Consider the following 22477-nt stretch of genomic DNA (forward strand, 5'->3'; position numbering starts at 1 on the left):
TAGAGATCGGCGGTGTTCTCTAAAACACTGGAAAGACTTCAATAAATGACCGACACATCCGTAACCGAAAACGGCGGTAATGCCGAGTATGGCGCAGATTCCATCAAGGTTCTTAAGGGCCTTGATGCGGTGCGTAAGCGTCCCGGCATGTACATCGGCGACACGGATGACGGCTCTGGCCTGCATCACATGGTTTATGAGGTCGTCGACAACGCCATCGACGAGGCGTTGGCCGGCCATGCCGACATCGTCACGGTGACACTCAATCCCGATGGCTCGGTGACCGTCACCGACAACGGCCGCGGCATCCCGACGGATATCCATACCGGTGAAGGCATTTCCGCAGCCGAAGTCATCATGACCCAGCTACATGCCGGCGGTAAGTTCGACCAGAACTCCTATAAGGTCTCCGGCGGCCTGCATGGCGTCGGGGTCTCCGTCGTCAACGCGCTGTCCGTCTGGCTGAAACTGAAAATCCGCCGCCAGGGCAAGATCCACGAAATGAGCTTTACGCATGGCGTCGCCGATGCGCCGCTGCGCGAGACGGGCGATGCCACCGAGACCGGCACCGAAGTCAGCTTCATGCCGAGCACATTGACGTTCACCATGACGGAATTCGACTATGGCACGCTGGAGCATCGCCTGCGCGAACTCGCCTTCCTGAACTCCGGCGTTCGCATTCTCCTCACCGACAAGCGCCATTCCGACATCAGGCAGGAAGAGATGCTCTATGACGGCGGCCTTGAGGCCTTCGTTGCCTATCTCGACCGCGCCAAGAAGCCGCTGGTCGAAAAGCCGGTTTCCATCCGTGGCGAAAAGGATGGCATCACGGTCGAGGTGGCGATGTGGTGGAACGACAGCTACCACGAAAACGTGCTCTGCTTCACTAACAACATCCCGCAGCGCGATGGCGGCACTCATATGGCCGGTTTCCGTGGCGCGCTGACGCGCCAGATCACCTCCTATGCTGATACGTCTGGGATCACCAAGAGGGAGAAGGTGACGCTGACCGGTGACGACTGCCGCGAAGGCCTGACGGCTGTGCTTTCGGTAAAAGTTCCGGATCCGAAATTCTCCTCGCAGACCAAGGATAAGCTGGTCTCGTCGGAAGTCCGACCGGTGGTCGAAAGCCTTGTCAACGAGGCACTGAGCACCTGGCTGGAGGAGCATCCGTCCGATGCGAAGATCCTAGTCGGCAAGGTGGTTGAAGCCGCCGCCGCCCGCGAAGCCGCCCGCAAGGCGCGTGAGTTGACCCGGCGCAAGGGCGCGCTCGATATCGCCTCGCTGCCCGGCAAGCTTGCCGATTGCTCTGAACGCGATCCTGCCAAGTCCGAAGTCTTCCTGGTCGAGGGTGATTCAGCGGGCGGTTCTGCCAAACAGGGCCGTTCGCGCGAAAACCAGGCGATCCTGCCCCTGCGCGGCAAGATCCTCAATGTCGAACGCGCACGTTTCGACAAGATGCTGTCGAGCCAGGAAATCGGCACGCTGATCACCGCGCTCGGTACCGGCATCGGCAAGGACGAGTTCAACGCCGACAAGCTGCGCTATCACAAGATCATCATCATGACGGACGCCGATGTCGACGGCGCCCATATTCGCACGTTGCTGCTCACCTTCTTTTTCCGGCAGATGCCGGAGCTCATCGAGCGCGGCCACATCTATATCGCGCAGCCGCCGCTCTATAAGGTGACGCGCGGCAAGTCGGTGCAATATGTGAAGGATGAGAAGGCGCTGGAAGAATACCTGATCGGCCAGGGCCTCGAGGATGTCAGCTTGCAGCTCGGCACCGGCGAAGTTCGCGCCGGCCAGGATCTGCGAGAGGTCATTTTCGATGCTCTGCGTCTGCGCACGCTGCTTGAAAATCTGCATTCTCGCTATAACCGCGCGGTGGTCGAACAAGCGGCGATTGCCGGCGCTCTCAATGCGGAGCTCATCAGCGACCCGGCTCGTGCCGAGGAATTGGTGAAAAACGTCGCCAAACGGCTCGATATCATTGCCGAAGAGACCGAGCGCGGCTGGGAGGGTGTGCTTACCAGCGAAGGCGGCTTGCGTTTCGAGCGCATGGTGCGCGGCGTCAAGGAAGTCGTCGTTCTCGACATGGCGCTGATCGGCTCGCAGGATGCGCGCCATATCGATCAGATCGGCTCGCGCCTCAAGGATATCTACGATCTGCCCCCGAAGCTCGGGCGCCGTGACGGCGAGACCGAAATTTCCGGCCCGCGTATGCTGCTGGAGACGATCTTCGCCAGCGGGCGCAAGGGTCTCACCATGCAGCGCTACAAGGGCCTCGGCGAGATGAATGCCGAACAGCTTTGGGAAACGACGCTCGATCCGAACGTCCGCTCGCTGCTGCAGGTCAGGGTTAATGATGCCACCGACGCTGACGGTTTGTTTGCGCGGCTCATGGGTGATGAAGTCGAACCCCGGCGCGAATTCATCCAGGACAACGCGCTAAGCGTCGCGAACCTCGATATTTAGTTACCAATTTCGGAAATAAAAAAGGCCCGCCTGATCTTCAGGCGGGCCTTTTCATTTTGATATCAACTACTTGGCGATGAAGGTGCCGTTAAAGGCGAGCTCGGAAAGCGGCTTGCGCTGGCTCGGCACTTCGCGTTCCCTAAGCTTTTCCGGAAGCTGGTTCTTGTCACCGATTTTGCCGATCGCAACGGCGGCTTCGACGCGGAAGCCATCGGGAATGCCGAGAACCTCATAGGCTTTGTCTACATGGAAACCGGTCATGCCATGCGCTTCGTAGCCGGCCAGATGCGCCTGCATCGCCAGAAAGCCCCAAGCCGTGCCGGCATCGAAGGAATGGCTGTAGTTCGGCTTCTGCTCCGCAGAACCGAGCTCGCCGTTATGGGTGCGCGAAACGACAAAAAGAAGGGCAGCGGCGGACTTGACCCAGCCCTGGTTGAATTCCACCAACAGGCTCAGGAACTTGTCCCAATTTTCCGAGCCGCGCAGCGCGTAGACGAAGCGCCATGGTTGCAAGTTGGAGGAGGACGGAGCCCAATGCGCGGCTTCCAGCATGGTCAGCAGGTCGGCTTCCGGCATGGTTTCGTTGGCGTAAGCGCGTGGCGACCAACGGTCGAGGAAAAGCTTGTCGATCGGATATTGCGATTCGCGGGAATTGCTTGATGTCATGGGGTTCTTTCCATTTGAAGGAAGGTGGTCGCAGCCGGTCGTTGGGAGCGGACCGGGCGACTGGCCTTTGGGGGGATGCGAAGCAAACCTATACCCTGCTTGTATCTACAGTCCAGTCCACGTCGAGCTCTTCGCGGAAGGCGAATCGCTTCAGGTGGTCGACCACCACATTCTGCATGCGTTCGAGGTCCTGTGGATTTTCGACGTGCAAGGTCATCAGCAAAGTGGAAGCGTCGGCCACGAACTCGACGGAGGTTTCGGGGCTGAATGGCACCTTTCCGGCGGCCTCATTGAATTCCACCGCGAATCTGTGGCTCCAGTGCTTGCAGAGCTGCTGAAGATAGCGGCTGGCATGGTCTGTTTTTACGGTCGAAACGGATGTTGGCATGTGGCGCTCCAATAACTGGAATATAACGGACAAGTTTTCCGTATAATCGTATCTGGCCTTGCGAGGTAGACAGTCTGTTTCAACATTGCGTTATTTCGGTGAAACGCGATTTCGCTATGATCCCCTAATAGGATAACGCGCGCGAATTGGAGACAACCTTGCTGGTGAACGGAAAGTGGATGGAAGACTGGCAGCCGGTCCAGGCCAAGGATGCGAAAGGCGGCTTCGTTCGCCAGACGTCGAGCTTCCGCAATTGGGTGACGCCGGATGGGCAACCGGGCTCGACGGGTGAGGGTGGTTTTGCTGCCCAAACCGGCCGTTATCATCTTTATGTCGCTCTCACCTGTCCCTGGGCCTCGCGCACTCTGATCGGCCGCAAGCTGAAGGGTTTGGAGGATGTCATTTCCGTATCGGTGGTCGAGCCGGCCTTGACCAAGCAAGGCTGGCGGTTCGGCGACTATCCCGGCGCAACCGACGATCCGATCAACGGCGCCACCTATATGCATGAAATCTATACCAGGGCCGATCCGCTCTTCTCCGGTCGAGCCACTGTGCCGGTACTCTGGGACAAGCGGAAGGGCACGATCGTCAACAATGAATCCGCCGATATCCTGCGTATGCTGAACGACGGTTTTGGTGATCTCGCCAGCCATACGATCGATCTTTATCCGGCAGGCAAGCGCGAAGACATCGATGCTTTCAACGCCCGTATCTATCCCGCCCTCAACAACGGCGTTTACCGCGCCGGTTTCGCAACGACACAGATCGCCTATGAAGAGGCTTTCCGCGATGTTTTCGATTGCCTGGATTGGGTTGAAAGCGAGCTGGAAGGCAGAGACTTTCTCTTTGCCAAGCATCCGACCGAAAGCGACATCAGGCTTTTCGTCACGCTCGTCCGCTTCGATCTTGCTTATCATGGCCTGTTCAAATGCAATCTCCGGCGCCTGTCGGACTATGCCAATCTCCAAGCCTTCTGCCGCCGCATGCTTGACTGGCCAGGTGTCGCCGAGACCGTCAGCTTCGACCATATCAAGCGCGGCTACTATTCCATCGCAGCCCTTAACCCGACGGGAATCGTGCCGGTCGGCCCGGCGCTGGACGAGCTTTTCTGATACTCGACCGTCTCCGAAAACCCGTCTAAGGTCCGCCTCGCTTTGATAGAATGAGGAGGGTGGTCATGGATTGGGAGGAGTTTCGACGCTGGTCGGAAAAGGCAGCAGATTGGGGTGCGGACTATCGCGCGTCGCTGCGCGACCGGCCTGTGCGGGCGCAGACGGCGCCAGGCGAAATCGCTGCACATATTGCTGATTCACCCCCTGAATCCGGCGAAGCGATGGAGGATATCTTCAAGGATTTTGAGGATATCCTCGTTCCCGGCATGACGCATTGGCAGCATCCGCGCTTCTTTGCCTATTTCCCCGCCAATGCCGCCCCGGTCTCGGTCATCGCCGAATATCTGGTCAGCGTGATCGCCGCCCAATGCATGCTCTGGCAGACCTCGCCCTCTGCCACCGAGCTGGAAACCAAGGTGGTCGACTGGCTGCGCCAAGGCCTTGGCCTTCCCGACAGTTTCACCGGCGTCATTCAGGATTCCGCGTCGACGGCGACGCTCGCCGCCGTTCTGGTCATGCGCGAAAGGGTGCTCGACTGGCAAGGCAACAGCCAGGGCCTCGCGGCGAACAAGGCGGTGCGAATCTATTCCACCGACCAGGTTCACACCTCGATCGATCGTGCCATCTGGATTTCCGGCATCGGTGCGGAGAACCTGGTCCGCATTCCCTCCGGCGGCCCGGACAGCGCCATGGACACGCAAGCACTAGCGGCTGCGATCGAGCGAGATCGCGCAGCGGGCCTGCTGCCAGCTGGCGTGATCGCCTGTGTCGGCGGCACCAGCACCGGCGCCTGCGACGATATCGCAGCGGTCGTCGAGATGGCGCACCGTTATGGACTTTACGTGCATGTCGACGCCGCCTGGGCCGGCTCGGCGATGATCTGCCCGGAATTCCGGGAGCTATGGCAGGGTGTCGAGAAGGCCGATTCCGTCGTCTTCAATCCGCACAAATGGCTTGGCGCCCAGTTCGATTGCTCGGTCCAGTTCGTCCGCGAGCCAGAATCCCTGGTGCGCACGCTGGCCATCCATCCCGAATATCTGCGTACCCATGGCCACGACGGCATCATCAATTATTCCGAATGGTCGGTGCCGCTCGGCCGTCGCTTCCGCGCGCTGAAGCTCTGGTTTCTGCTGCGCTATCACGGGCTCGAAGGCTTGCGGACAATGATACGCAACCACGTCGCTTGGTCGCAGACGCTGGCAAAGCGTCTGGCAGCCGAACCGGATTTCGAGATCGTCACTCAGCCATTCCTGTCGCTCTTCTCCTTCGATCACAAAGCGTCTGCCGGCGCTGATCAGGAAAGTCACACTCAGCGCCTGATTGCCGCCATCAACAACGACGGCCGCCTCTATCTGACCCAGACGAGGGTGCGTGGCCGATTGGTCATTCGCTTTCAGGCCGGGCAATTCGAGACGACGGCGGAAGATGTCGATATGGCCTTCGCCACGATCGTTGAAATTGCACGATCTTTGCCGTCCGCATAGGAAAAGCTGTTGTTCCAACGCGGGTAAACAAGACGTGTTATGCTGCCAAATCGATGGGTGACACTGGTGAATAATTCGTTCATATATGGTGAAACCAATCTCGTCTTTGAAAATGCAGGGAAGGAAGACCTATGAAATTGTTGCGTGTTGGCGATGCCGGCAAGGAAAAGCCGGCGCTTCTGGATAGCGACGGCAAGATCCGCGATCTCTCGGCTCATGTCGCTGATATCGGCGGTGAAGCAATTTCGCCTGCCAGTCTGGCGAAGATCGCCGCGCTCGATCCGAAGAGCCTGCCGGAATTGGCCGAGGGCCGCATCGGTGCTTGTGTCGCCGGCACCGGCAAATTCATCTGCATCGGCCTGAATTTCTCCGACCACGCCGCCGAGACCGGCGCCACCGTGCCGCCGGAACCCATCATCTTTATGAAGGCCACCTCGGCCATCGTCGGCCCGAACGACAACGTGCTGATCCCGCGCGGCTCGGAAAAGACCGACTGGGAAGTCGAGCTCGGCGTCGTCATCGGCAAGACGGCAAAGTATGTCAGCGAAGCCGATGCGCTGGATTACGTCGCTGGCTATTGCGTCTCGCATGACGTCTCGGAACGCGCCTTCCAGACCGAGCGTTCGGGACAGTGGACCAAGGGCAAGTCCTGCGACACCTTTGGGCCGATCGGTCCGTGGCTTGTCACCAAGGATGAAGTCGCCGATCCGCAGAATCTCGGCATGTGGCTGAAGGTCAACGGCAAGATGATGCAGAACGGCTCCACCAAGACCATGGTCTACGGCGTTGCTTACCTCGTCTCCTATCTCAGCCAGTTCATGTCGCTGCACCCCGGCGATGTCATCTCCACCGGCACGCCTCCGGGCGTCGGCATGGGCATGAAGCCGCCGCAATATTTGAAGCCCGGCGATGTCGTCGAACTCGGTATGGAAGGCCTCGGCACGCAGCGCCAAACCTTCCACGCTGACGCTTGATGAACGTGCACGGTCAGGAACTTTAACGTTTTGAGACCATTTTTGATGCCGGAGAGCGATTCTCCGGCATTTTCACACGTAAGAACTGCGCGGGGTTATATTGCCGTGCAACAAAAACTGTTAGTCTCGATAGTAAGAGCTTAAAGGATGAGGTCGCGCATGTGGGGAGCGTTCTTCGTCTGATCACCTCGAAAGGTAATGCTTCTTATGTTTTATCAGCTCTATGAACTCAATCATGCCGCCCTCGCACCCTTCCGCGCCGCCGCCGACATGATGCGTCTCGCCTATGCCAATCCCCTCAATCCCCTTTCCCATACGATGCTTGGCCGCACGATGACGGCTAGTCTCGAAGTTTTCGAGCGCACCACCCGGCGCTACGGCAAGCCGGAATTCGGGCTGCATGAGACCTCGATCGACGGCAAGCCGGTTTCTGTCTATGAAAAGATCGTCTGGAAGAAGCCTTTCTGCAATCTGATCCACTTCGAGCGCAGCCTGCCTGCCGGCCATGGCAGCGATCCACGCATCCTCATCGTCGCGCCGATGTCTGGCCACTATGCGACCCTGCTGCGCGGCACCGTGGAAGCCCTGTTGCCGAGCGCCGACATCTACATCACCGACTGGATCGATGCTCGCATGGTGCCGATGACCGAAGGTACCTTCGATCTGGAAGATTACATCGATTACGTCATCGAGATGCTGCACCATCTCGGGCCGGACACCCATGTCATTGCCGTCTGTCAGCCCTCCGTGCCGGTTCTGGCCGCAGCCGCGGTGATGGAAGCGGCTGGCGATCGGCTGTCGCCCTCGTCGATGACGCTGATGGGCGGCCCGATCGACACCCGCATCAATCCGACAGCGGTTAACCAGCTCGCCAAGGACAGGCCGCTGGAGTGGTTCGCCGACAATGTCATCATGAGCGTGCCCTGGCCGCAGCCCGGCTTCATGCGCCCGGTCTATCCCGGCTTCCTGCAGCTTTCCGGCTTCATGTCGATGAACCTCGACCGGCATATGATCGCGCACAAGGACTTCTTCATGCACCTCGTCAAGAATGATGGCGAGCCGGAGAAGCACCGCGACTTCTACGACGAATATCTGGCGGTCATGGATCTGACGGCGGAATTCTACCTGCAGACCGTCGATCAGGTGTTCATGAAGCATGCGCTGCCAAAGGGCGAGCTGACGCATCGCGGCCAACTCGTCGATCCCACCGCGATCCGTAATGTCGCGCTGCTGACGGTCGAAGGCGAAAACGACGACATTTCCGGCGTCGGTCAGACCAAGGCGGCACAGACCATCTGCACCAACATTCCCGACGATATGCGGATGCACTATCTGCAGCCCGATGTCGGCCACTATGGCGTCTTCAACGGTTCGCGCTTCCGCCGCGAAATCGCGCCACGTATTGTCGCTTTCACCCGCGAACATGCCCGCACCGGCAGGCCGGTCGTCAAGCGTGTGATCAAAGGCGGCAAATCCGCCTGAAATTGCAAAGAATTAGCTTTTGTTGAATTATTGGGCCGGATTCAAGGGCTTGTCCGATTTTCCCGGCAAATGGCATTGAAGGCTCACGAAGAGGTTACCATCTCGATTCCAGCGGTTCGGCATGTGGCCGGGCCGCCTTACTGCGAGGATACCTCACGATGAACCAGTCAGCATTGCTTCGCCCGGATTGGACTCCGGCTACCATTGCCCTGATGATACTTGGCTTCGTGGTCTTCTGGCCTCTGGGTCTCGCCATGCTTGCCTATATTCTCTTCGGCGAACGCCTGAGAGATTTCAAACGGGATGTGAACCAGAAGGCCGACGGCATGTTTGCCGGCTGCGGCCGCCATCGCGGCCGTTATCGCCAGCATTTCTCCACCGGCAATGTCGCCTTCGACGATTGGCGCCGGGCAGAGCTGGAGCGCCTCGAAGAAGAGCGCCGCAAACTCGATGAAATGCGCGCCGAGTTCGACACCTATGTCCGCGAACTTCGCCGCGCCAAGGATCAGGAAGAGTTCGACCGTTTCATGCGCGACCGTAACAACGTGAAGCGCAACGATGATAACGGCCCGGCTTCCGAATTCCAGACGCCGTAGTCGCGACAGCTTATCCAGTCAAAACCGGCATCCGGCGATGCCGGTTTTTCTTTGCCAGAAACCCGCGCGAATCGTATAAAACTGCATTTCATGTTTCCGCTTCCGTCCAGATCCCGTCGACCTGTTCCCAAGCCGCCCGCGCCGGAAACGCGCACGTTGGACGTGGCGGGCCGGCTGATGCCTCTGACCATCCGCCAGCACGAGCGGGCGACACGGATCACACTCAGGATCGAGCCCGGCGGACGAGCGCTGAAGATGACTATTCCGCGCGGCCTGGCGGCCCGTGAGGTCAATGCCTTCCTCGACCGGCATCAGGGCTGGCTACTGACCAAGCTTGCGAAATTCACCACCGGAGGCAGTCTTCAGAGCGGCGGTGAAATCCTTTTGCGTGGTGTCCGCCATCGCATCGAGCACACCGGCAGCCTGCGCGGCCTGACCGAGGTGGTCACCGCCGATGGCGTGCTGGTTCTGCGCGTCAGCGGCCTGCCGGAACATGCCGGCCGGCGCATCGCGGCCTTCCTCAAGAAGGAGGCTCGTGCCGATCTGGAAAAGCTGGTCGCGGTGCATGCAAGGGCAATCCGGGCGACGGTGTCCTCCATCAGCATGAAGGATACCCGCAGCCGTTGGGGTTCCTGTTCCTCGGAGGGAAACCTGAGCTTTTCCTGGCGCATCGTCATGGCGCCGCCGTTGGTGATCGACTATCTCGCCGCCCACGAGGTCGCGCATCTGCGCGAAATGAACCACGGCCCGCGCTTCTGGGCGCTCTGCCGCAAGCTCTGCCCCGATATGGACGAGGCCAAGGCCTGGCTGAAGCGTCACGGCAGCCAGTTGCATGCGATAGACTTCGATTGAGCCCTGTTTGGCTTCCTACCAGGCGCGTAAAATTCCAGCACACGTCGCGTTTAGGCTCGACTCTTTTGAAATTTCGTGTCACTCCGCTGCCATGAACCCGGATATCAAAATTTGCGGTCTGAAGACGCCGGAAACCGTGGATCGCGCGCTTGAGCGTGGCGCCACCCACATCGGCTTCAACTTCTTCGAAAAGAGCCCGCGCTATATTGAACCTGACCTTGCCGGCCAGCTCGCAGAGCGTGCCCGCGGCAAGGCGCAGATCGTCGCCGTAACGGTCAATCCGACCAATGACGATCTCGACGAGATCATGTCGCTGGTGCGACCGGATCTGCTGCAGCTCCATGGTAATGAAAGCCCTGAACGTGTCTTGACGATCAAGGCGGTCTATAATGTGCCGGTCATGAAGGCCATGCCGGTGCGTGACGCCGACGATCTGAAGCGGGTCGAAGCCTATATCGGCATTGCCGACCGCTTCCTGTTCGACGCTAAGCCGCCGGCCGGCGCAGAGCTGCCCGGCGGAAACGGTGTGTCCTTCGACTGGAGCCTGATGAGCTGGCTCGACGATCGCGTCGACTACATGCTGTCCGGAGGCTTGAACAAGGACAATGTCGCGCTGGCGCTTACCTCCACCAAGGCCACCGGCATCGATACTTCTTCCGGCGTTGAGAGTGCGCCGGGTGTGAAGGATCTGAAGAAGATCGATCAGTTTTTCGACGCTGTTGCAGAAGCATGCCTGCCGGAACCGGCAGCAGGGAGTTAAGAGTGAACCAGACGCCAAAACCGAATTCCTTCCGCGCCGGCCCCGATGAGGACGGTCGTTTCGGCATTTACGGCGGCCGTTTCGTCGCCGAAACGTTGATGCCGCTGATCCTGGACCTGCAGGATGAATGGAACAAGGCGAAGGACGATCCGGCCTTCCAGGCGGAATTGAAGTCTCTCGGCACGCATTATATCGGCCGCCCGAGCCCGCTTTACTTTGCCGAGCGCCTGACGGCCGAACTCGGCGGCGCGAAGATCTATTTCAAGCGCGAAGAGCTGAACCACACCGGCTCGCACAAGATCAACAATTGCATCGGCCAAATCCTGCTGGCGAAGCGCATGGGCAAGACCCGTATCATCGCTGAAACCGGAGCCGGCCAGCATGGCGTGGCGTCGGCGACGGTTGCTGCCCGCTTTGGCCTGCCTTGCGTCGTCTACATGGGCGCGACAGACGTCGAGCGCCAGGCGCCGAACGTTTTCCGCATGAAGCTTCTCGGCGCCGAGGTCATCCCTGTTACCGCCGGCAGCGGCACGCTGAAGGACGCGATGAACGAGGCCCTTCGCGATTGGGTCACCAATGTCGACGATACCTACTACCTGATCGGCACGGCCGCCGGCCCGCATCCTTACCCGGAAATGGTTCGTGACTTCCAGTCGGTGATCGGTACCGAAGCCAAGCAGCAGATATTGGAGGCCGAGGGCCGTCTGCCGGATCTCGTCATCGCTGCCGTTGGCGGCGGTTCCAACGCGATTGGCATCTTCCATCCGTTCCTCGACGACGAGGGCGTCAAGATCGTCGGCGTCGAAGCTGGCGGCAAGGGCTTGCAGGGTGACGAGCATTGCGCCTCCATCACCGCCGGCTCGCCCGGGGTGCTGCACGGCAACCGCACCTATCTGCTGCAGGATGGCGACGGCCAGATCAAGGAAGGTCATTCGATTTCGGCTGGCCTCGACTACCCCGGCATCGGCCCGGAGCACTCTTGGCTGAACGATATCGGCCGCGCGGAATATGTGCCGATCATGGACCATGAGGCCCTGGAAGCCTTCCAGACGCTGACGCGCCTCGAAGGCATCATTCCGGCGCTCGAGCCGAGCCACGCGCTTGCCGAAGTCATCAAGCGCGCGCCGAAGATGGGTAAGGACGAGATCATCCTGATGAATCTGTCCGGCCGCGGCGACAAGGACATCTTCACTGTCGGCAAGATTCTGGGAATGTGAGTTAGACACCATGACCGAACGTATGGACAAACGTTTTGCCGCTCTGAAAGTCGAAGGCCGCCCGGCTCTCGTCACCTATTTCATGGGTGGCGATCCCGATTACGACACCTCGCTCGGCATCATGAAGGCACTGCCGGAAGCCGGCGCCGACGTGATCGAACTGGGCATGCCTTTCTCCGATCCCATGGCCGACGGCCCGGCGATCCAACTCGCCGGCCAGCGCGCGCTGAAGGCCGGCCAGACGCTCAAGAAGACGCTGCAGCTTGCGACCGATTTCCGGAAGACAGATGGCGATACGCCGATCGTGATGATGGGTTACTACAATCCGATCTACATCTACGGCGTCGAAAAATTCCTCGATGATGCGCTTGCCGCCGGGATTGACGGCCTGATCGTCGTCGACCTGCCGCCGGAAATGGATGATGAGCTCTGCATCCCGGCAATCCGCAAGGGCATCAATTTCATCCGCCTTGCGACACCGACCACCGACGACAAGCGCCTGCCGACCGTTCTCAACAACACCTCCGGCTTCGTCTATTATGTCTCGATGAACGGCATCACCGGTTCTGCCTTGCCGGACCCGTCGCTTGTCTCGGGCGCCGTCAAGCGCATCAAGCAGCATACCGACCTGCCGGTCTGCGTCGGCTTTGGCGTCAAGACGGCCGAGCATGCGAAAGTCATCGGCGGCTCCGCGGATGGCGTTGTCGTCGGTACGGCAATTGTCAACCAGATCGCCACCAGCCTGACCAAGGACGGCAAGGCGACCTCTGACACCATCCAGGCCGTCGCGACGCTGGTGCGCGGCCTGTCGACGGGAACGCGTTCGGCGCGCCTTGTTGCTGCCGAATAGTTTTCCCACATAGGCAGAGGTCTTCAATCAGAGTCGATTGAAGAAATGGCCTATGCGCATTAGGTGTCGACTACGATATCGGTTAATTCAGTCGATCAGGAGTTTTCGAATTGAACTGGATCACGAATTACGTCCGCCCGCGGATCAATTCCATGCTGGGCCGTCGCGAAGTGCCGGAAAATCTCTGGATCAAGTGCCCGGAGACCGGCGAAATGGTCTTCCATAAGGATCTGGAAGACAACAAGTGGGTGATTCCAGCCTCCGGTTTCCATATGAAGATGCCGGCCAAGGCCCGCCTCGCCGATCTCTTCGATAATGGCGATTACGAATCGCTGCCGCAGCCGAAGGTCGCGCAGGACCCGCTGAAGTTTCGCGACTCGAAGAAATATACCGACCGCCTGAAGGACAGCCGCGTCAAGACCGAGCAGGAAGACACGATTCTGGCTGGCGTCGGCAAGGTTCGAGGCCTGAAGCTGGTTGCTGTCGTGCATGAGTTCAATTTCATGGGCGGCTCGCTCGGCATTGCCGCCGGCGAGGCGATCGTCAAGGCGTTCGAACGCGCCATCGCCGAAAAGTGCCCGCTGGTGATGTTCCCTGCGTCGGGCGGCGCGCGCATGCAGGAAGGCATTCTGTCGCTGATGCAGTTGCCGCGCACGACCGTTGCCGTCGACATGCTGAAGGAAGCCGGCCAGCCCTATATCGTCGTGTTGACCAACCCGACGACGGGTGGCGTCACCGCTTCCTACGCTATGCTTGGCGATATCCATCTTGCGGAGCCGGGTGCGGAAATTTGTTTTGCCGGCAAGCGCGTCATCGAACAGACGATCCGCGAAAAGCTGCCGGAAGGCTTCCAGACCTCCGAATATTTGCTTGAGCACGGCATGGTCGACATGGTCGTCAAACGCCACGATATCCCCGATACCCTGGCTACGCTTCTGAAGATCCTGACCAAGAAGCCGGCGAATGACGTGTCTGCGAAGGACCTGAACGGAGCGGCGCTGCCGATGGTGGCGAACGCCTAACCTGGAACGAATGGCCGAAAGGCGGAGTGCGGGATGACAGCCATGGATCAATCCGCAGTGAGCGAGGCGGCACGGGAAATCGACAAACTGATGGGGCTGCATCCCAAGGGCTTCGATCTCTCGCTCGACAGAATTACCCGGCTGCTCGACATCCTCGGCAATCCGCACAAAAAATTGCCGCCGGTGATCCATGTCGCCGGCACCAACGGCAAGGGCTCGGTGACGGCCTTCTGCCGCGCGCTTCTCGAGGCGGGCGGCCTGAGCGTGCATGTTCATACCTCGCCGCATCTCGTCAATTGGCATGAGCGCTACCGCATCGGTGTCAAGGGAGGTCGCGGCGCACTCGTCGGCGATGCGGTCTTCGCCGATGTGCTCCGGCGTATTGCCGATGCCAACGGCGGCCAGAAGATCACGGTGTTCGAGATTCTGACCGCGGCCACCTTCATGTTGTTTGCCGAGCATCCGGCCGATGCCGCGATCATCGAAGTCGGTCTCGGTGGCCGTTTCGACGCCACCAACGTCATTTCCGATCCGGCCGTCTCGGTGATCATGCCGATCTCGCTCGATCATCAGCCCTATCTCGGCGACCGCGTCGAGCTGATCGCGGCCGAAAAGGCGGGGATCATGAAGGCCGGCCGTCCCGTCGTCATCGGCCACCAGGAATATGATGCGGCCCTGGACGTGCTGATATCGACAGCCGAGCGGCTGCGCTGCCCGACCGCGGTCTTCGGCCAGGATTTTTCCGCCCATGAGGAATACGGCCGGCTGGTCTATCAGGACGAGTTCGGTCTTGCCGACCTGCCGTTGCCGCGCCTGCCGGGGCGGCATCAATATGCCAATGCCGCGGCCGCCATCCGGTCCGTCAAGGCGGCGGGCTTTACGGTTACCGAGGCGATGATGGAGAAGGCGATGATTTCGGTCGAATGGCCGGGCCGCCTGCAGCGTCTGACGGAGGGCAATTTGTTGCCGCACGCGCCGGAAGGCGCAGAAATCTGGGTCGATGGCGGCCACAATCCGGGCGCCGGCGAGGTCATTGCCGAAGCAATGGCCAATTTCGAGGAGCGTCAGCCGCGGTCGCTGTTCCTGATCATCGGCATGATCAATACCAAGGATCCGGTCGGCTATTTCAAGTCATTCACCGGCCTGGCGGAAAAAGTCTATTGCGTGCCGATTCGTGGCAGCGACTCGATGATCGATCCTGTTGTTCTGGCAGGCGCCGCCTATGACGCCGGCCTGGTGGCCGAGCCGATGTCGAGCGTCGGCCAGGCGCTAGACGCGATCAAAGAACTGGCCGTGCCCAATTTGCCCGCCCCGCGCATCCTGATCGGCGGCTCGCTTTATCTCGTCGGCGATGTCCTTGCCGATAACGGCACGCCGCCAAAGTGACAAATCGGACCAACAAAAAAGCCCGGACGAGCCGGGCTTTTTAATGAACTCATCGATACCGGTCAGGCAGCGCTGGAAATCCAGTTGTGCAGCGCGGTCTTGGGAGCGGCGCCAACCTTGATGTCGGCAACTTCGCCGGCCTTGAACATGGCAAGCGTCGGAATCGAGCGGACGCCGAACTGGGCAGCCAGTTCCGGGTTTTCATCGATGTTGAGCTTGGCGACCTTCACCTTGCCTTCGAACTGTACAGCAAGCTCTTCCAGAGCCGGAGCGATCATCTTGCACGGACCGCACCATTCGGCCCAGAAATCAACGACGACGGGCTCTGCGGACTGAAGAACTTCGGCAGCGAAGTTGGAGGTATCGACTTTTACGGTAGCCATAGGCTGCTCCTTTACCGGGATTTGCGGGTTGTAATGTATGTGAGGGTGCGGTGCCGGAATTTCAATGTCCGGTATTTCACTTTGTCTTGAGCTCTGCAAGCGCCAATGCGAGTGCCTCTCCGGACAGCGTGTGGATCGAGGCATTCTCGGTATAGACGAGCACGCAATCGACGCGTTTGCCGGGGTAGAGTGGCGAGAGGATCTCACGATAGATGGCAAGCTGTGCCCGATGGGCGAAAGGAATCTCGTCCGCGACACGCGGTGGCACCCGATTCGTCTTGTAGTCGAGGATGACAAGGCGATCATCGAGCACCGTCAGTCGATCGATGCGGCCGGAGACCGCAAAATTCTGATCGCCGAGCGTCAGCGTGCCCATGATCGAGACTTCGGCCTGGGCATGGGCGCTGAAAACGCCCTGAAGTTCAGGATGTGACAGCAGCGCCAATACGGAGTTGATCAGCGCTTCGCGCTCCGCCCGCGGCCAGAAACGTGCAGCTCGCTCGGCGTAGCGCCGCGCCGCATCGGCGCGATCTGCCGGCGCGATCTCCGGCAATGTCTGCAGCATGCGGTGGATGAAGCGTCCCTTTTCCAGGGAGCGATCCGATTTGGTCTTTTCGCTGAACAGCGGCGAGGCGACGAGTAAGTTGTCGGCCTCGTCGTCGATGATGGTACCGGCACCGGACGGGCTGAGCGGCCGAGGCAGGTTTCGTTGCGGTGGCAGGGGCCGGCTGAGCCCTCCCGGCAGCGCTCCTCGGTCCCGCATCGCTTCCACCTGTTCCATATGTTCGAAAGTGCGCTCGACCTGGGTGACACGCCAGCTCAGCCCCTGCCATTCGCCGTCCGGTCCGGAGAAACTGACAGGAGTGCAGCGTTCGCCATCCTGGCGTAGCGCCGCAGAAATCATAGCATGCCATGTATCGCCGTTTTCGCGGATGCCGCGATAGCCGCAGATGATCAGCCTATCGGCGGCTCGCGTCATGCCGACATAGAGCAGGCGGCGATACTCCTCTTCCGCCAGAGTTTGAAGCCTGGTGGTGTCAGCCTGGGTCAGCGAATTGGCGAGTGCACCGACCGGCACCCAGACCGGCAGCGGGATTTCGTTTTTCCCGGTCTCGATCAGTCGCAACTTCGGTAGATGTGCATGTGTGAAGGCTTTGCCGCCGCCGTCGACGAGGAAGACGATGGGCGCTTCCAGGCCCTTGGAGGCGTGCACCGTCATGATCCGTACCTCGTTGCGGCCTTTGTCCTGCTCGCGCTTCACTGTCGGCGCCTCCAGCTCCAGCGTCGAGATGAAGGATTGCAGACCCGGCAGCCCGGAGGTTTCGTGATCCAGTGTGAAGGTTAGGAATTCATCAAGGATATCGCTGACTTCGGTGCCGAGCCGAGCCAGGAATTGCCGCCGGCCGCCGAAGCTGCCGAGCACACGAGCATAAAAGTCATGCACGGATAGGCTTTTCGAAAGGGCCAGGAAGGTTTTCAGCCTGTCGACCGCATGGCGGAAGCGCTCATGACCGTCATCGGCGAATGTCTGTAGATGGCTCCAGACGCTTTCATTGTCACCTCTGTACGCCGCGACGGCAAAAACATCGTCTTCGCCGAGATCGAATAGGGGGCTCTTCAGAAGAGCGGCGAGTGAGAGATCGTCTTCCGGCAGCAACAGAAAGCGGCCAAGCGCCAGGAGATCCTGAATGGCGATGTGGCTGGTCAGTACCAGGCGGTCGGCGCCGGCGACGGGGATATTGTTGCGCCGCTTCAACGCCCGGGTCAGAGCGTTGACGAAGCTATCACGCTTGCGCACCAGCACGAGGATGTCGCCGGCTTCGATGAAGCGGGCCTTGCCCTTGTCGATGATTGTCCCGCGGCCAATGAGGTTGCCGATGGTCTGCGCCATACGCCGTGCCAGGATCGCCGCCGGCGCACTTTCCGGCGTCGAATCGAACGGCGCGGTCCAGTCTTCCTCTTTCGCCAGCGGCTCCGGCGCGATCATGTCCCAGAGATCGACCGCACCGGAATGGCCGATGCGGCTGGAGCGGTGCACGACGGGTTCGGCGACTGCGCTGAGCCCTCGGGCATTTTCCGGCGCGGTGAAAACATGATCGACGGCGGCTAGCACATCGGCGGTCGAGCGGAAGGAGAGCGGCAGTCGGATCGACGAAAACTGCTGGCCGCTGGTCGCCACCCGCCGCCGCGTCCGGTCGCTTTCCTCAGAGAAGCGTTCTGGCCGCGCACCCTGGAAGGAATAGATCGACTGTTTCTCATCGCCGACCGCGAAGATCGTCCTGAGGGTCGGCCGGGCGCTTTCGCCGGAGAAGAAATCCTCCGCCAGAGACTGGATGACGCTCCATTGGATGGGGCTGGTGTCCTGCGCCTCGTCGACGAGGATGTGGTCGATGCCTTGGTCGAGCTTGTAGTGGATCCAGGGGCCGACGTCCTTCTTGGTCAGGAGATCGGCGGTGCGGGTGATCAGGTCTTCGAAATCGAGCTGGCTGCGTCGCTTCTTCAGTTCTTCGTAGTCACGGTTCAGCCGGTCGGCGAGGACGAGCGCTGCGCGGGTGGCGCGATACATCCGCATCAGCTTCAGCCGGTCGCGGCAGGCGACGATATGTGCGCGGGCCGCGGCGACGGCGTCGGCCAGCGTGGGTGCATCCGTCAGCATCGCCTTGACGAAAAACTGGCTGTCCGATTTCGGTTCGCCTTTGGCGGTCAGCATCACCTTTTCGAGGATCTCCGCGCGGGCGATCGGGTTGGATTCGCGTTTAGCAAGGCGCAGGCCATAGGCGATATCCAGCGCCTTCGCGCCACCTTTGAGATCGGCAAGCGTGAGATAAAGCTCCAGCGTCGAGCTGGAGAGGCCGGGCAGCGGCCAATATTGTTCCGCGATGGCGGTCTCCGTATCATCGGGAGAAAGACCGAGCCGGGTGAGCAGTGCGGCCTCGAAGCCGCCCTTCCCCTCGGCATCCATGGTAAAGCGGCGGATGGCGTTGCGGTTGGCGACGATGTCGCCAAGCAATGTCTCCAGGCCGGATTCGTCGCCGAGATCGAGCACATAGGCGAAGGCTTCTGCAAGCTCCGGATTCTGATGCGGCGGCGTCGCGGTCAGCAGCGAGCGGCGAGCATCATCGAGCAGGGTCGCTGCAGCGCGATCGTCGAGAACGGAGAAATGGCCGGCAACGTTGGCTTCCAGCGGGAATTGATGCAGCAGCGCCTCGCAGAAGGCGTGGATCGTCTGGATCTTCAGCCCCCCCGGCGTTTCCAGCGCCTTGGCGAAGAGGCGGCGTGCCTCGGCGAGCTTGAGGAGACCCGGTTCCGCGCCTTCGATCTCGGCGATCCGTGCCTTCAGCTCCTCGTCCGGCAGCGTTGCCCATGCGGCCAGCCGGTCGAAAACGCGGTTCGACATCTCCGAAGCAGCGGCCTTGGTATAGGTCAAGCAAAGAATGGCTGACGGTCGTGCGCCGGCGAGAAGCAGGCGAATGACGCGCTGGGTCAGCACATGCGTCTTGCCGGAGCCGGCATTGGCCGAGACCCAGGCGGAGCGTACTGGATCGGAAGCGATGGATTGCTGGACCGTCGTCCACCCGATCCACGCGCCGGCATCATCGCTGTTGGGCAGGGCAGCCAGTTCGTTGGCGGAAAGATTACTCATCGCCCGCGCCCTCCTGCTCGGTTTCCGCCGTCGACCATTCCGAGACGCGGGCAAGGTGATCGTAGTCGCCGCCATACTCGAATTGCTGGGCGGGGATCAGCCTCGAGGAAAAACCTTTTTCGCCGGATTGCAGAAGGGCGACGAATTTGACGAGTTGGTCCATCGACTCCAGAGCCAAGTCCATAGCCGACTTTGTTTCCGTCTTGCCGCCGCGGCTGGAAAGCTCGTTGTTGACCTGATCGACCTTGAAGCGATCGCCGGGTCTAAGCCGGACATAGAGCAGGTTCTCCGGCAGGAGCGGGCCGACATTGCGGAAAGCGCCGGCCTTGAGCGCGTAGGCTTCCAGCGCCAGTTGCGGATCAAGCAGTGCGCGGGCTTGCGCCGGAGACGGATTGTAGCCGGTCTTGTAGTCGATGATATCGGCGGCCTTATCGCCCTTGAAATCGATACGGTCGGCGACGCCGGTGAGGCGGATGCCGATCGGCTCGATCTCGACGCCGGCGGGCACTTCCGTTGCTGTCCTGCGGATTTCCGGCCGCCGTTCCGCTTCCCAGGCGAGAAAGGCACGCGCCACTTCGCGAAAGCGCGGTCGCCAGACGCTGTCGATATGAACCGGCAATTGTTCGGCGTCGAAAAGCTCGGCGACGATGCGATCCATCGCCCGCGACGCATCCGGCGTTCCGGCAATATGGCCCTCACGGATGAAACGGTCGATGATCTTGTGATAGAGCGTGCCGCGCTCGGCTGGGCCGGGGTCGCGGTTGAAGGGATCGATCGGGTCGAGCCGCAGGACGCGGCGGGCGTAGATCGCATAGGGGTCGCGCCGCAGACGGCCGACCTCGCTGAAGGAATAGCTCTTAGGCTGCAGCTCGGCCGGCGGTTTGGGGGACGGCCTTACCGCCGGTGCCTGGTTTTCGCCCTCGTCGATCATGCTGGCCCAATGGCGGTATTGATCGCCGCGGGCCTTCAATTCATTCGCGAATGTCTTGCCGCCCAGCGCCATCAGGCGCTGCAGCCAGCGCGATGCGACGGTCGGGGTCGAGCCTTGTCGCAGCGCGCGTGAATAGATCAGATCGTGCGTGCCGTTTGCCATTTCGAAGTCGTGAGCAAGCTGACCGATGCGCCGCTCCGGCGGTTCCAGGCCGATTTCGGTCTTCATCGTACGGGAGATGAAGGGATTGTTGGCGGTTTGACCCGGCCAGGAACCTTCGTTGAGCCCGCCAAGGATCAGCGTATCGACGCTCTGGAGGCGCGCCTCCAGCGTGCCGAAGATGAACAGGCGTGGATGGCTCAGTGCCCGGGGCTTGACCGCTTGGCCCGCGGAGAGCGCGGCCACGATGTCGATCCATTGCGGCCCGTCCGCTTGAAGTTGGCTATCGGTATCGATGACCTCCTTCAGGAGGCTTGCCAGCGTATCGCCGGCCTCGCCGGACCAGAGCGCAGCCAGGTTGCCGCGCTCGTCTGCGGCGACGGACTCCAAGGCGCGGCCTGTGCGTTCAGCCCATTCGGACAGGGTGGGGTGACTGTCGGATGCTTGCGGCAAAAGCACAGACGCCAGTGGTTCGCAAGCCTCTGTGACCCGCTGGGCCAGCGCGCGTGCCCGGTCCACGGCGTCCGGGGGCAGGGATTTGCGCCAGTGTGGCGGATGGCGGTCCATGGCCTGTTCGGCAAGCTGGCGGTCGAGCAAGGATTCCAGCGCGCCGATATCGACATCGGCAGTGCCACCCCTCAAGGCCAGGATTTCCAACGCATCGACGCCGAGCTGCAACGCATCCTGGGCTAGGCTGAAACGGGCGAGAGGATGCTTGAGCAGCGAAACGACGGCGACAGGATCGCCGGGACGAAGCGTAGCTTCGAGCAGCAATTGCAGCAGCGCACCCTGCGGCGTGGCGGCAAGCGGCGTGCCGGCCGAATCGTCGGCAATGATGCCGAAACGTGCCAGCTCCGCCGTAACGCGCCGGGCCAGATTGCGGTCCGGCGTGATCAGCGCCGCTTGGCTCTCGCCACCGTTCCGTCCGGGTTTTTCCAGCGCAAGCCGCAAAGCGATGGCGATCGCAGTTGCCTCTTCCCGCTCGTTTGCCGCTTCGATCAGGGCGACATCGGCAAAGGCTCGCGCAATGGAGCCTGGCGCGAGCGTCTTTTGCCACGCTCCCCAGCCGCTGGTCGCCTTCGCGGGTGCAAGGGCGCGTGACAGGATCTGTGCGCGCATCTGCATGCTCTCGGACGCTTCGGCAACGGTTTCGACATCGCTCCGGGTCGCACGCAGCCGCTTCAGCAGCAGCGACAGGCCATATTGCGGATGACTGCGTGTTGTCGGATCGACCTTCTCGCCGGCGCCAAGTTCCGGGGCTACCAAACGCCAGTCCTCTTCCGGCATTGTGAGGTCGAGCCCCGGCAGCACGATGACGCCCTGCGGCAGGGACGCAACGGCAGCGATCAACTCCGCTGTAGCCGGCACGGAACCGGTGGAGCCGGCGATGATAATCGGCCCGGCATGCTGCATGGTGGCAAGCCGCTGCGCTTCGGCGCGCAGAATGGCGTTGCGGTTCCGGGCAGGCGAGGATTTGCCGAGTTCCTCCAGCCGTGCCGGCCAGAAGGCGCTGGCGATCTGAAGGAATTCAGCCGTCAGTTGCCACCAGAGCGCATGGTCCTCGGCACTGAGATTGCTAAGCTCGGCCCAGTCGCGATCCTCGGTCTCGATGGAATCGATGAGTTCCGCAAGATTGCGCGCCAGCCAGATGGCATCCGCGGGGCTCGCCGGAGCAACGAGCGGCGAATCTGAATGGATGTCGCGAACGATTTGCGGCAGCTTGTTGCGCCAGGCGAGGATCAGCCGCGCCAATTCCAGCAGTCGCGCCGTATTGGCAAGCGGCTGCGCCAGGTCCGCGGTCGCTGGCAGGGCCTCGTCGAAATAACCGTTGTCGTCATCGGTCTCGCCGAGCGGGCGGATCACCGGCAGGATGGCGGAGCGGCCACCGAGCAGGTCGACGAACTCCGAGCGCAGCACGCGTGCGGCGCGCCGGGTCGGCAGAAAGATGGTAACCTTGGCGAGTGATAGCGGATCACTGGGATCGTGCCGAAAATGCTCAGTCAGCCGGCCGTCGCAGAGGGCGCTGGCAAGGGTCTTCAGGAAAGGCAGGCCCGCCGGGATCGTCAGGATGCGTTGCCGGTGCCCGCCCGTCAT

17 protein-coding genes are annotated in these 22477 nt (G+C 61.0%); 12 read left to right on the forward strand and 5 right to left on the reverse strand.

Translation table 11 applies throughout. The annotated features are described in order from the left end of the window. Nucleotides 1-45 precede the first annotated feature (45 nt). Complete coding sequence (gene gyrB / locus FHT86_RS36705; protein WP_133708689.1) at nucleotides 46-2478, forward strand: DNA topoisomerase (ATP-hydrolyzing) subunit B; 2433 nt, start codon at nucleotides 46-48, stop codon at nucleotides 2476-2478. A gap of 66 nt (nucleotides 2479-2544) precedes the next feature. Here the strand turns inward: gyrB and FHT86_RS36710 are convergent, their stop codons facing one another. Beyond that, complete coding sequence (locus FHT86_RS36710; RefSeq protein WP_133708688.1) at nucleotides 2545-3144, reverse strand: nitroreductase family protein; 600 nt, start codon at nucleotides 3142-3144, stop codon at nucleotides 2545-2547. A gap of 88 nt (nucleotides 3145-3232) precedes the next feature. Beyond that, nucleotides 3233-3532, reverse strand: coding sequence for a DUF2218 domain-containing protein (locus FHT86_RS36715; protein WP_133708687.1), 300 nt, complete (start codon nucleotides 3530-3532; stop codon nucleotides 3233-3235). A gap of 158 nt (nucleotides 3533-3690) precedes the next feature. Here FHT86_RS36715 and FHT86_RS36720 point away from each other — a divergent pair, with 158 nt between their 5' ends. From FHT86_RS36720 to FHT86_RS36770, 11 genes are all read left to right on the forward strand, one after another. Continuing rightward, the gene (locus FHT86_RS36720; protein WP_133708686.1) at nucleotides 3691-4644 is read left to right on the forward strand and encodes a glutathione S-transferase family protein; all 954 of its coding nucleotides are present in this window, start codon (nucleotides 3691-3693) and stop codon (nucleotides 4642-4644) included. A 65-nt stretch (nucleotides 4645-4709) separates the two neighbouring features. Next, complete coding sequence (locus FHT86_RS36725; protein WP_133708685.1) at nucleotides 4710-6128, forward strand: pyridoxal-dependent decarboxylase; 1419 nt, start codon at nucleotides 4710-4712, stop codon at nucleotides 6126-6128. Nucleotides 6129-6259: 131 nt separating this feature from the next. Beyond that, the gene (locus FHT86_RS36730; RefSeq protein WP_133708684.1) at nucleotides 6260-7102 is read left to right on the forward strand and encodes a fumarylacetoacetate hydrolase family protein; all 843 of its coding nucleotides are present in this window, start codon (nucleotides 6260-6262) and stop codon (nucleotides 7100-7102) included. Between the two features lie 207 nt (nucleotides 7103-7309). Next, nucleotides 7310-8584 carry a polyhydroxyalkanoate depolymerase gene (gene phaZ / locus FHT86_RS36735; protein WP_133709255.1) on the forward strand — a complete coding sequence of 425 codons (1275 nt, stop codon included), beginning with the start codon at nucleotides 7310-7312 and terminating at the stop codon, nucleotides 8582-8584. A gap of 158 nt (nucleotides 8585-8742) precedes the next feature. Beyond that, nucleotides 8743-9180 (forward strand): DUF2852 domain-containing protein, encoded by a 438-nt coding sequence (locus FHT86_RS36740; RefSeq protein ID WP_133708683.1) that lies wholly within the window; start codon nucleotides 8743-8745, stop codon nucleotides 9178-9180. A 90-nt stretch (nucleotides 9181-9270) separates the two neighbouring features. Further along, nucleotides 9271-10032 (forward strand): M48 family metallopeptidase, encoded by a 762-nt coding sequence (locus tag FHT86_RS36745; RefSeq protein WP_133708682.1) that lies wholly within the window; start codon nucleotides 9271-9273, stop codon nucleotides 10030-10032. Nucleotides 10033-10123: 91 nt separating this feature from the next. Next, nucleotides 10124-10792 carry a phosphoribosylanthranilate isomerase gene (locus FHT86_RS36750; RefSeq protein WP_133708681.1) on the forward strand — a complete coding sequence of 223 codons (669 nt, stop codon included), beginning with the start codon at nucleotides 10124-10126 and terminating at the stop codon, nucleotides 10790-10792. 2 nt (nucleotides 10793-10794) lie between these two features. Then, entirely contained in the window at nucleotides 10795-12009 is a 1215-nt protein-coding gene (gene trpB, locus FHT86_RS36755) for a tryptophan synthase subunit beta (RefSeq protein ID WP_133708680.1), read from the forward strand. A gap of 10 nt (nucleotides 12010-12019) precedes the next feature. Next, the gene (gene trpA, locus FHT86_RS36760) at nucleotides 12020-12859 is read left to right on the forward strand and encodes a tryptophan synthase subunit alpha (protein WP_133708679.1); all 840 of its coding nucleotides are present in this window, start codon (nucleotides 12020-12022) and stop codon (nucleotides 12857-12859) included. A gap of 110 nt (nucleotides 12860-12969) precedes the next feature. Beyond that, a complete protein-coding gene (gene accD / locus FHT86_RS36765) occupies nucleotides 12970-13881 on the forward strand; it encodes an acetyl-CoA carboxylase, carboxyltransferase subunit beta (protein ID WP_133708678.1) in 912 nt (303 codons plus the stop codon). Nucleotides 13882-13914: 33 nt separating this feature from the next. Continuing rightward, a complete protein-coding gene (locus FHT86_RS36770) occupies nucleotides 13915-15267 on the forward strand; it encodes a bifunctional folylpolyglutamate synthase/dihydrofolate synthase (RefSeq protein ID WP_183869058.1) in 1353 nt (450 codons plus the stop codon). A 62-nt stretch (nucleotides 15268-15329) separates the two neighbouring features. Here FHT86_RS36770 and trxA read toward each other — a convergent pair whose 3' ends face one another. The 3 genes from trxA to addB all read right to left on the reverse strand — a co-directional run bounded on the left by trxA (nucleotide 15330) and on the right by addB (nucleotide 22477). Continuing rightward, nucleotides 15330-15650 (reverse strand): thioredoxin, encoded by a 321-nt coding sequence (gene trxA / locus FHT86_RS36775; protein WP_133708677.1) that lies wholly within the window; start codon nucleotides 15648-15650, stop codon nucleotides 15330-15332. Between the two features lie 76 nt (nucleotides 15651-15726). Continuing rightward, entirely contained in the window at nucleotides 15727-19293 is a 3567-nt protein-coding gene (addA, locus tag FHT86_RS36780; RefSeq protein ID WP_133708676.1) for a double-strand break repair helicase AddA, read from the reverse strand. Further along, nucleotides 19286-22477, reverse strand: a complete 3192-nt coding sequence (gene addB, locus FHT86_RS36785) for a double-strand break repair protein AddB (RefSeq protein ID WP_133708675.1) — start codon at nucleotides 22475-22477, stop codon at nucleotides 19286-19288. Before addB ends, addA begins: the two co-directional genes overlap by 8 nt.

The organism is Rhizobium sp. BK313 (genome assembly GCF_014193655.1).
GTDB lineage: Bacteria > Pseudomonadota > Alphaproteobacteria > Rhizobiales > Rhizobiaceae > Rhizobium.

Coding starts and splice junctions, on each gene's coding strand:
- FHT86_RS36715 (WP_133708687.1), bottom strand. CDS start 3,532: ATGCCAACATCCGTTTCGACCGTAAAAACAGACCATGCCAGCCGCTAT.
- FHT86_RS36745 (WP_133708682.1), top strand. CDS start 9,271: ATGTTTCCGCTTCCGTCCAGATCCCGTCGACCTGTTCCCAAGCCGCCC.
- FHT86_RS36770 (WP_183869058.1), top strand. CDS start 13,915: ATGACAGCCATGGATCAATCCGCAGTGAGCGAGGCGGCACGGGAAATC.
- FHT86_RS36725 (WP_133708685.1), top strand. CDS start 4,710: ATGGATTGGGAGGAGTTTCGACGCTGGTCGGAAAAGGCAGCAGATTGG.
- FHT86_RS36710 (WP_133708688.1), bottom strand. CDS start 3,144: ATGACATCAAGCAATTCCCGCGAATCGCAATATCCGATCGACAAGCTT.
- trpA (WP_133708679.1), top strand. CDS start 12,020: ATGACCGAACGTATGGACAAACGTTTTGCCGCTCTGAAAGTCGAAGGC.
- gyrB (WP_133708689.1), top strand. CDS start 46: ATGACCGACACATCCGTAACCGAAAACGGCGGTAATGCCGAGTATGGC.
- FHT86_RS36730 (WP_133708684.1), top strand. CDS start 6,260: ATGAAATTGTTGCGTGTTGGCGATGCCGGCAAGGAAAAGCCGGCGCTT.
- FHT86_RS36740 (WP_133708683.1), top strand. CDS start 8,743: ATGAACCAGTCAGCATTGCTTCGCCCGGATTGGACTCCGGCTACCATT.
- trxA (WP_133708677.1), bottom strand. CDS start 15,650: ATGGCTACCGTAAAAGTCGATACCTCCAACTTCGCTGCCGAAGTTCTT.
- addB (WP_133708675.1), bottom strand. CDS start 22,477: ATGACGGGCGGGCACCGGCAACGCATCCTGACGATCCCGGCGGGCCTG.
- phaZ (WP_133709255.1), top strand. CDS start 7,310: ATGTTTTATCAGCTCTATGAACTCAATCATGCCGCCCTCGCACCCTTC.
- FHT86_RS36750 (WP_133708681.1), top strand. CDS start 10,124: ATGAACCCGGATATCAAAATTTGCGGTCTGAAGACGCCGGAAACCGTG.
- addA (WP_133708676.1), bottom strand. CDS start 19,293: ATGAGTAATCTTTCCGCCAACGAACTGGCTGCCCTGCCCAACAGCGAT.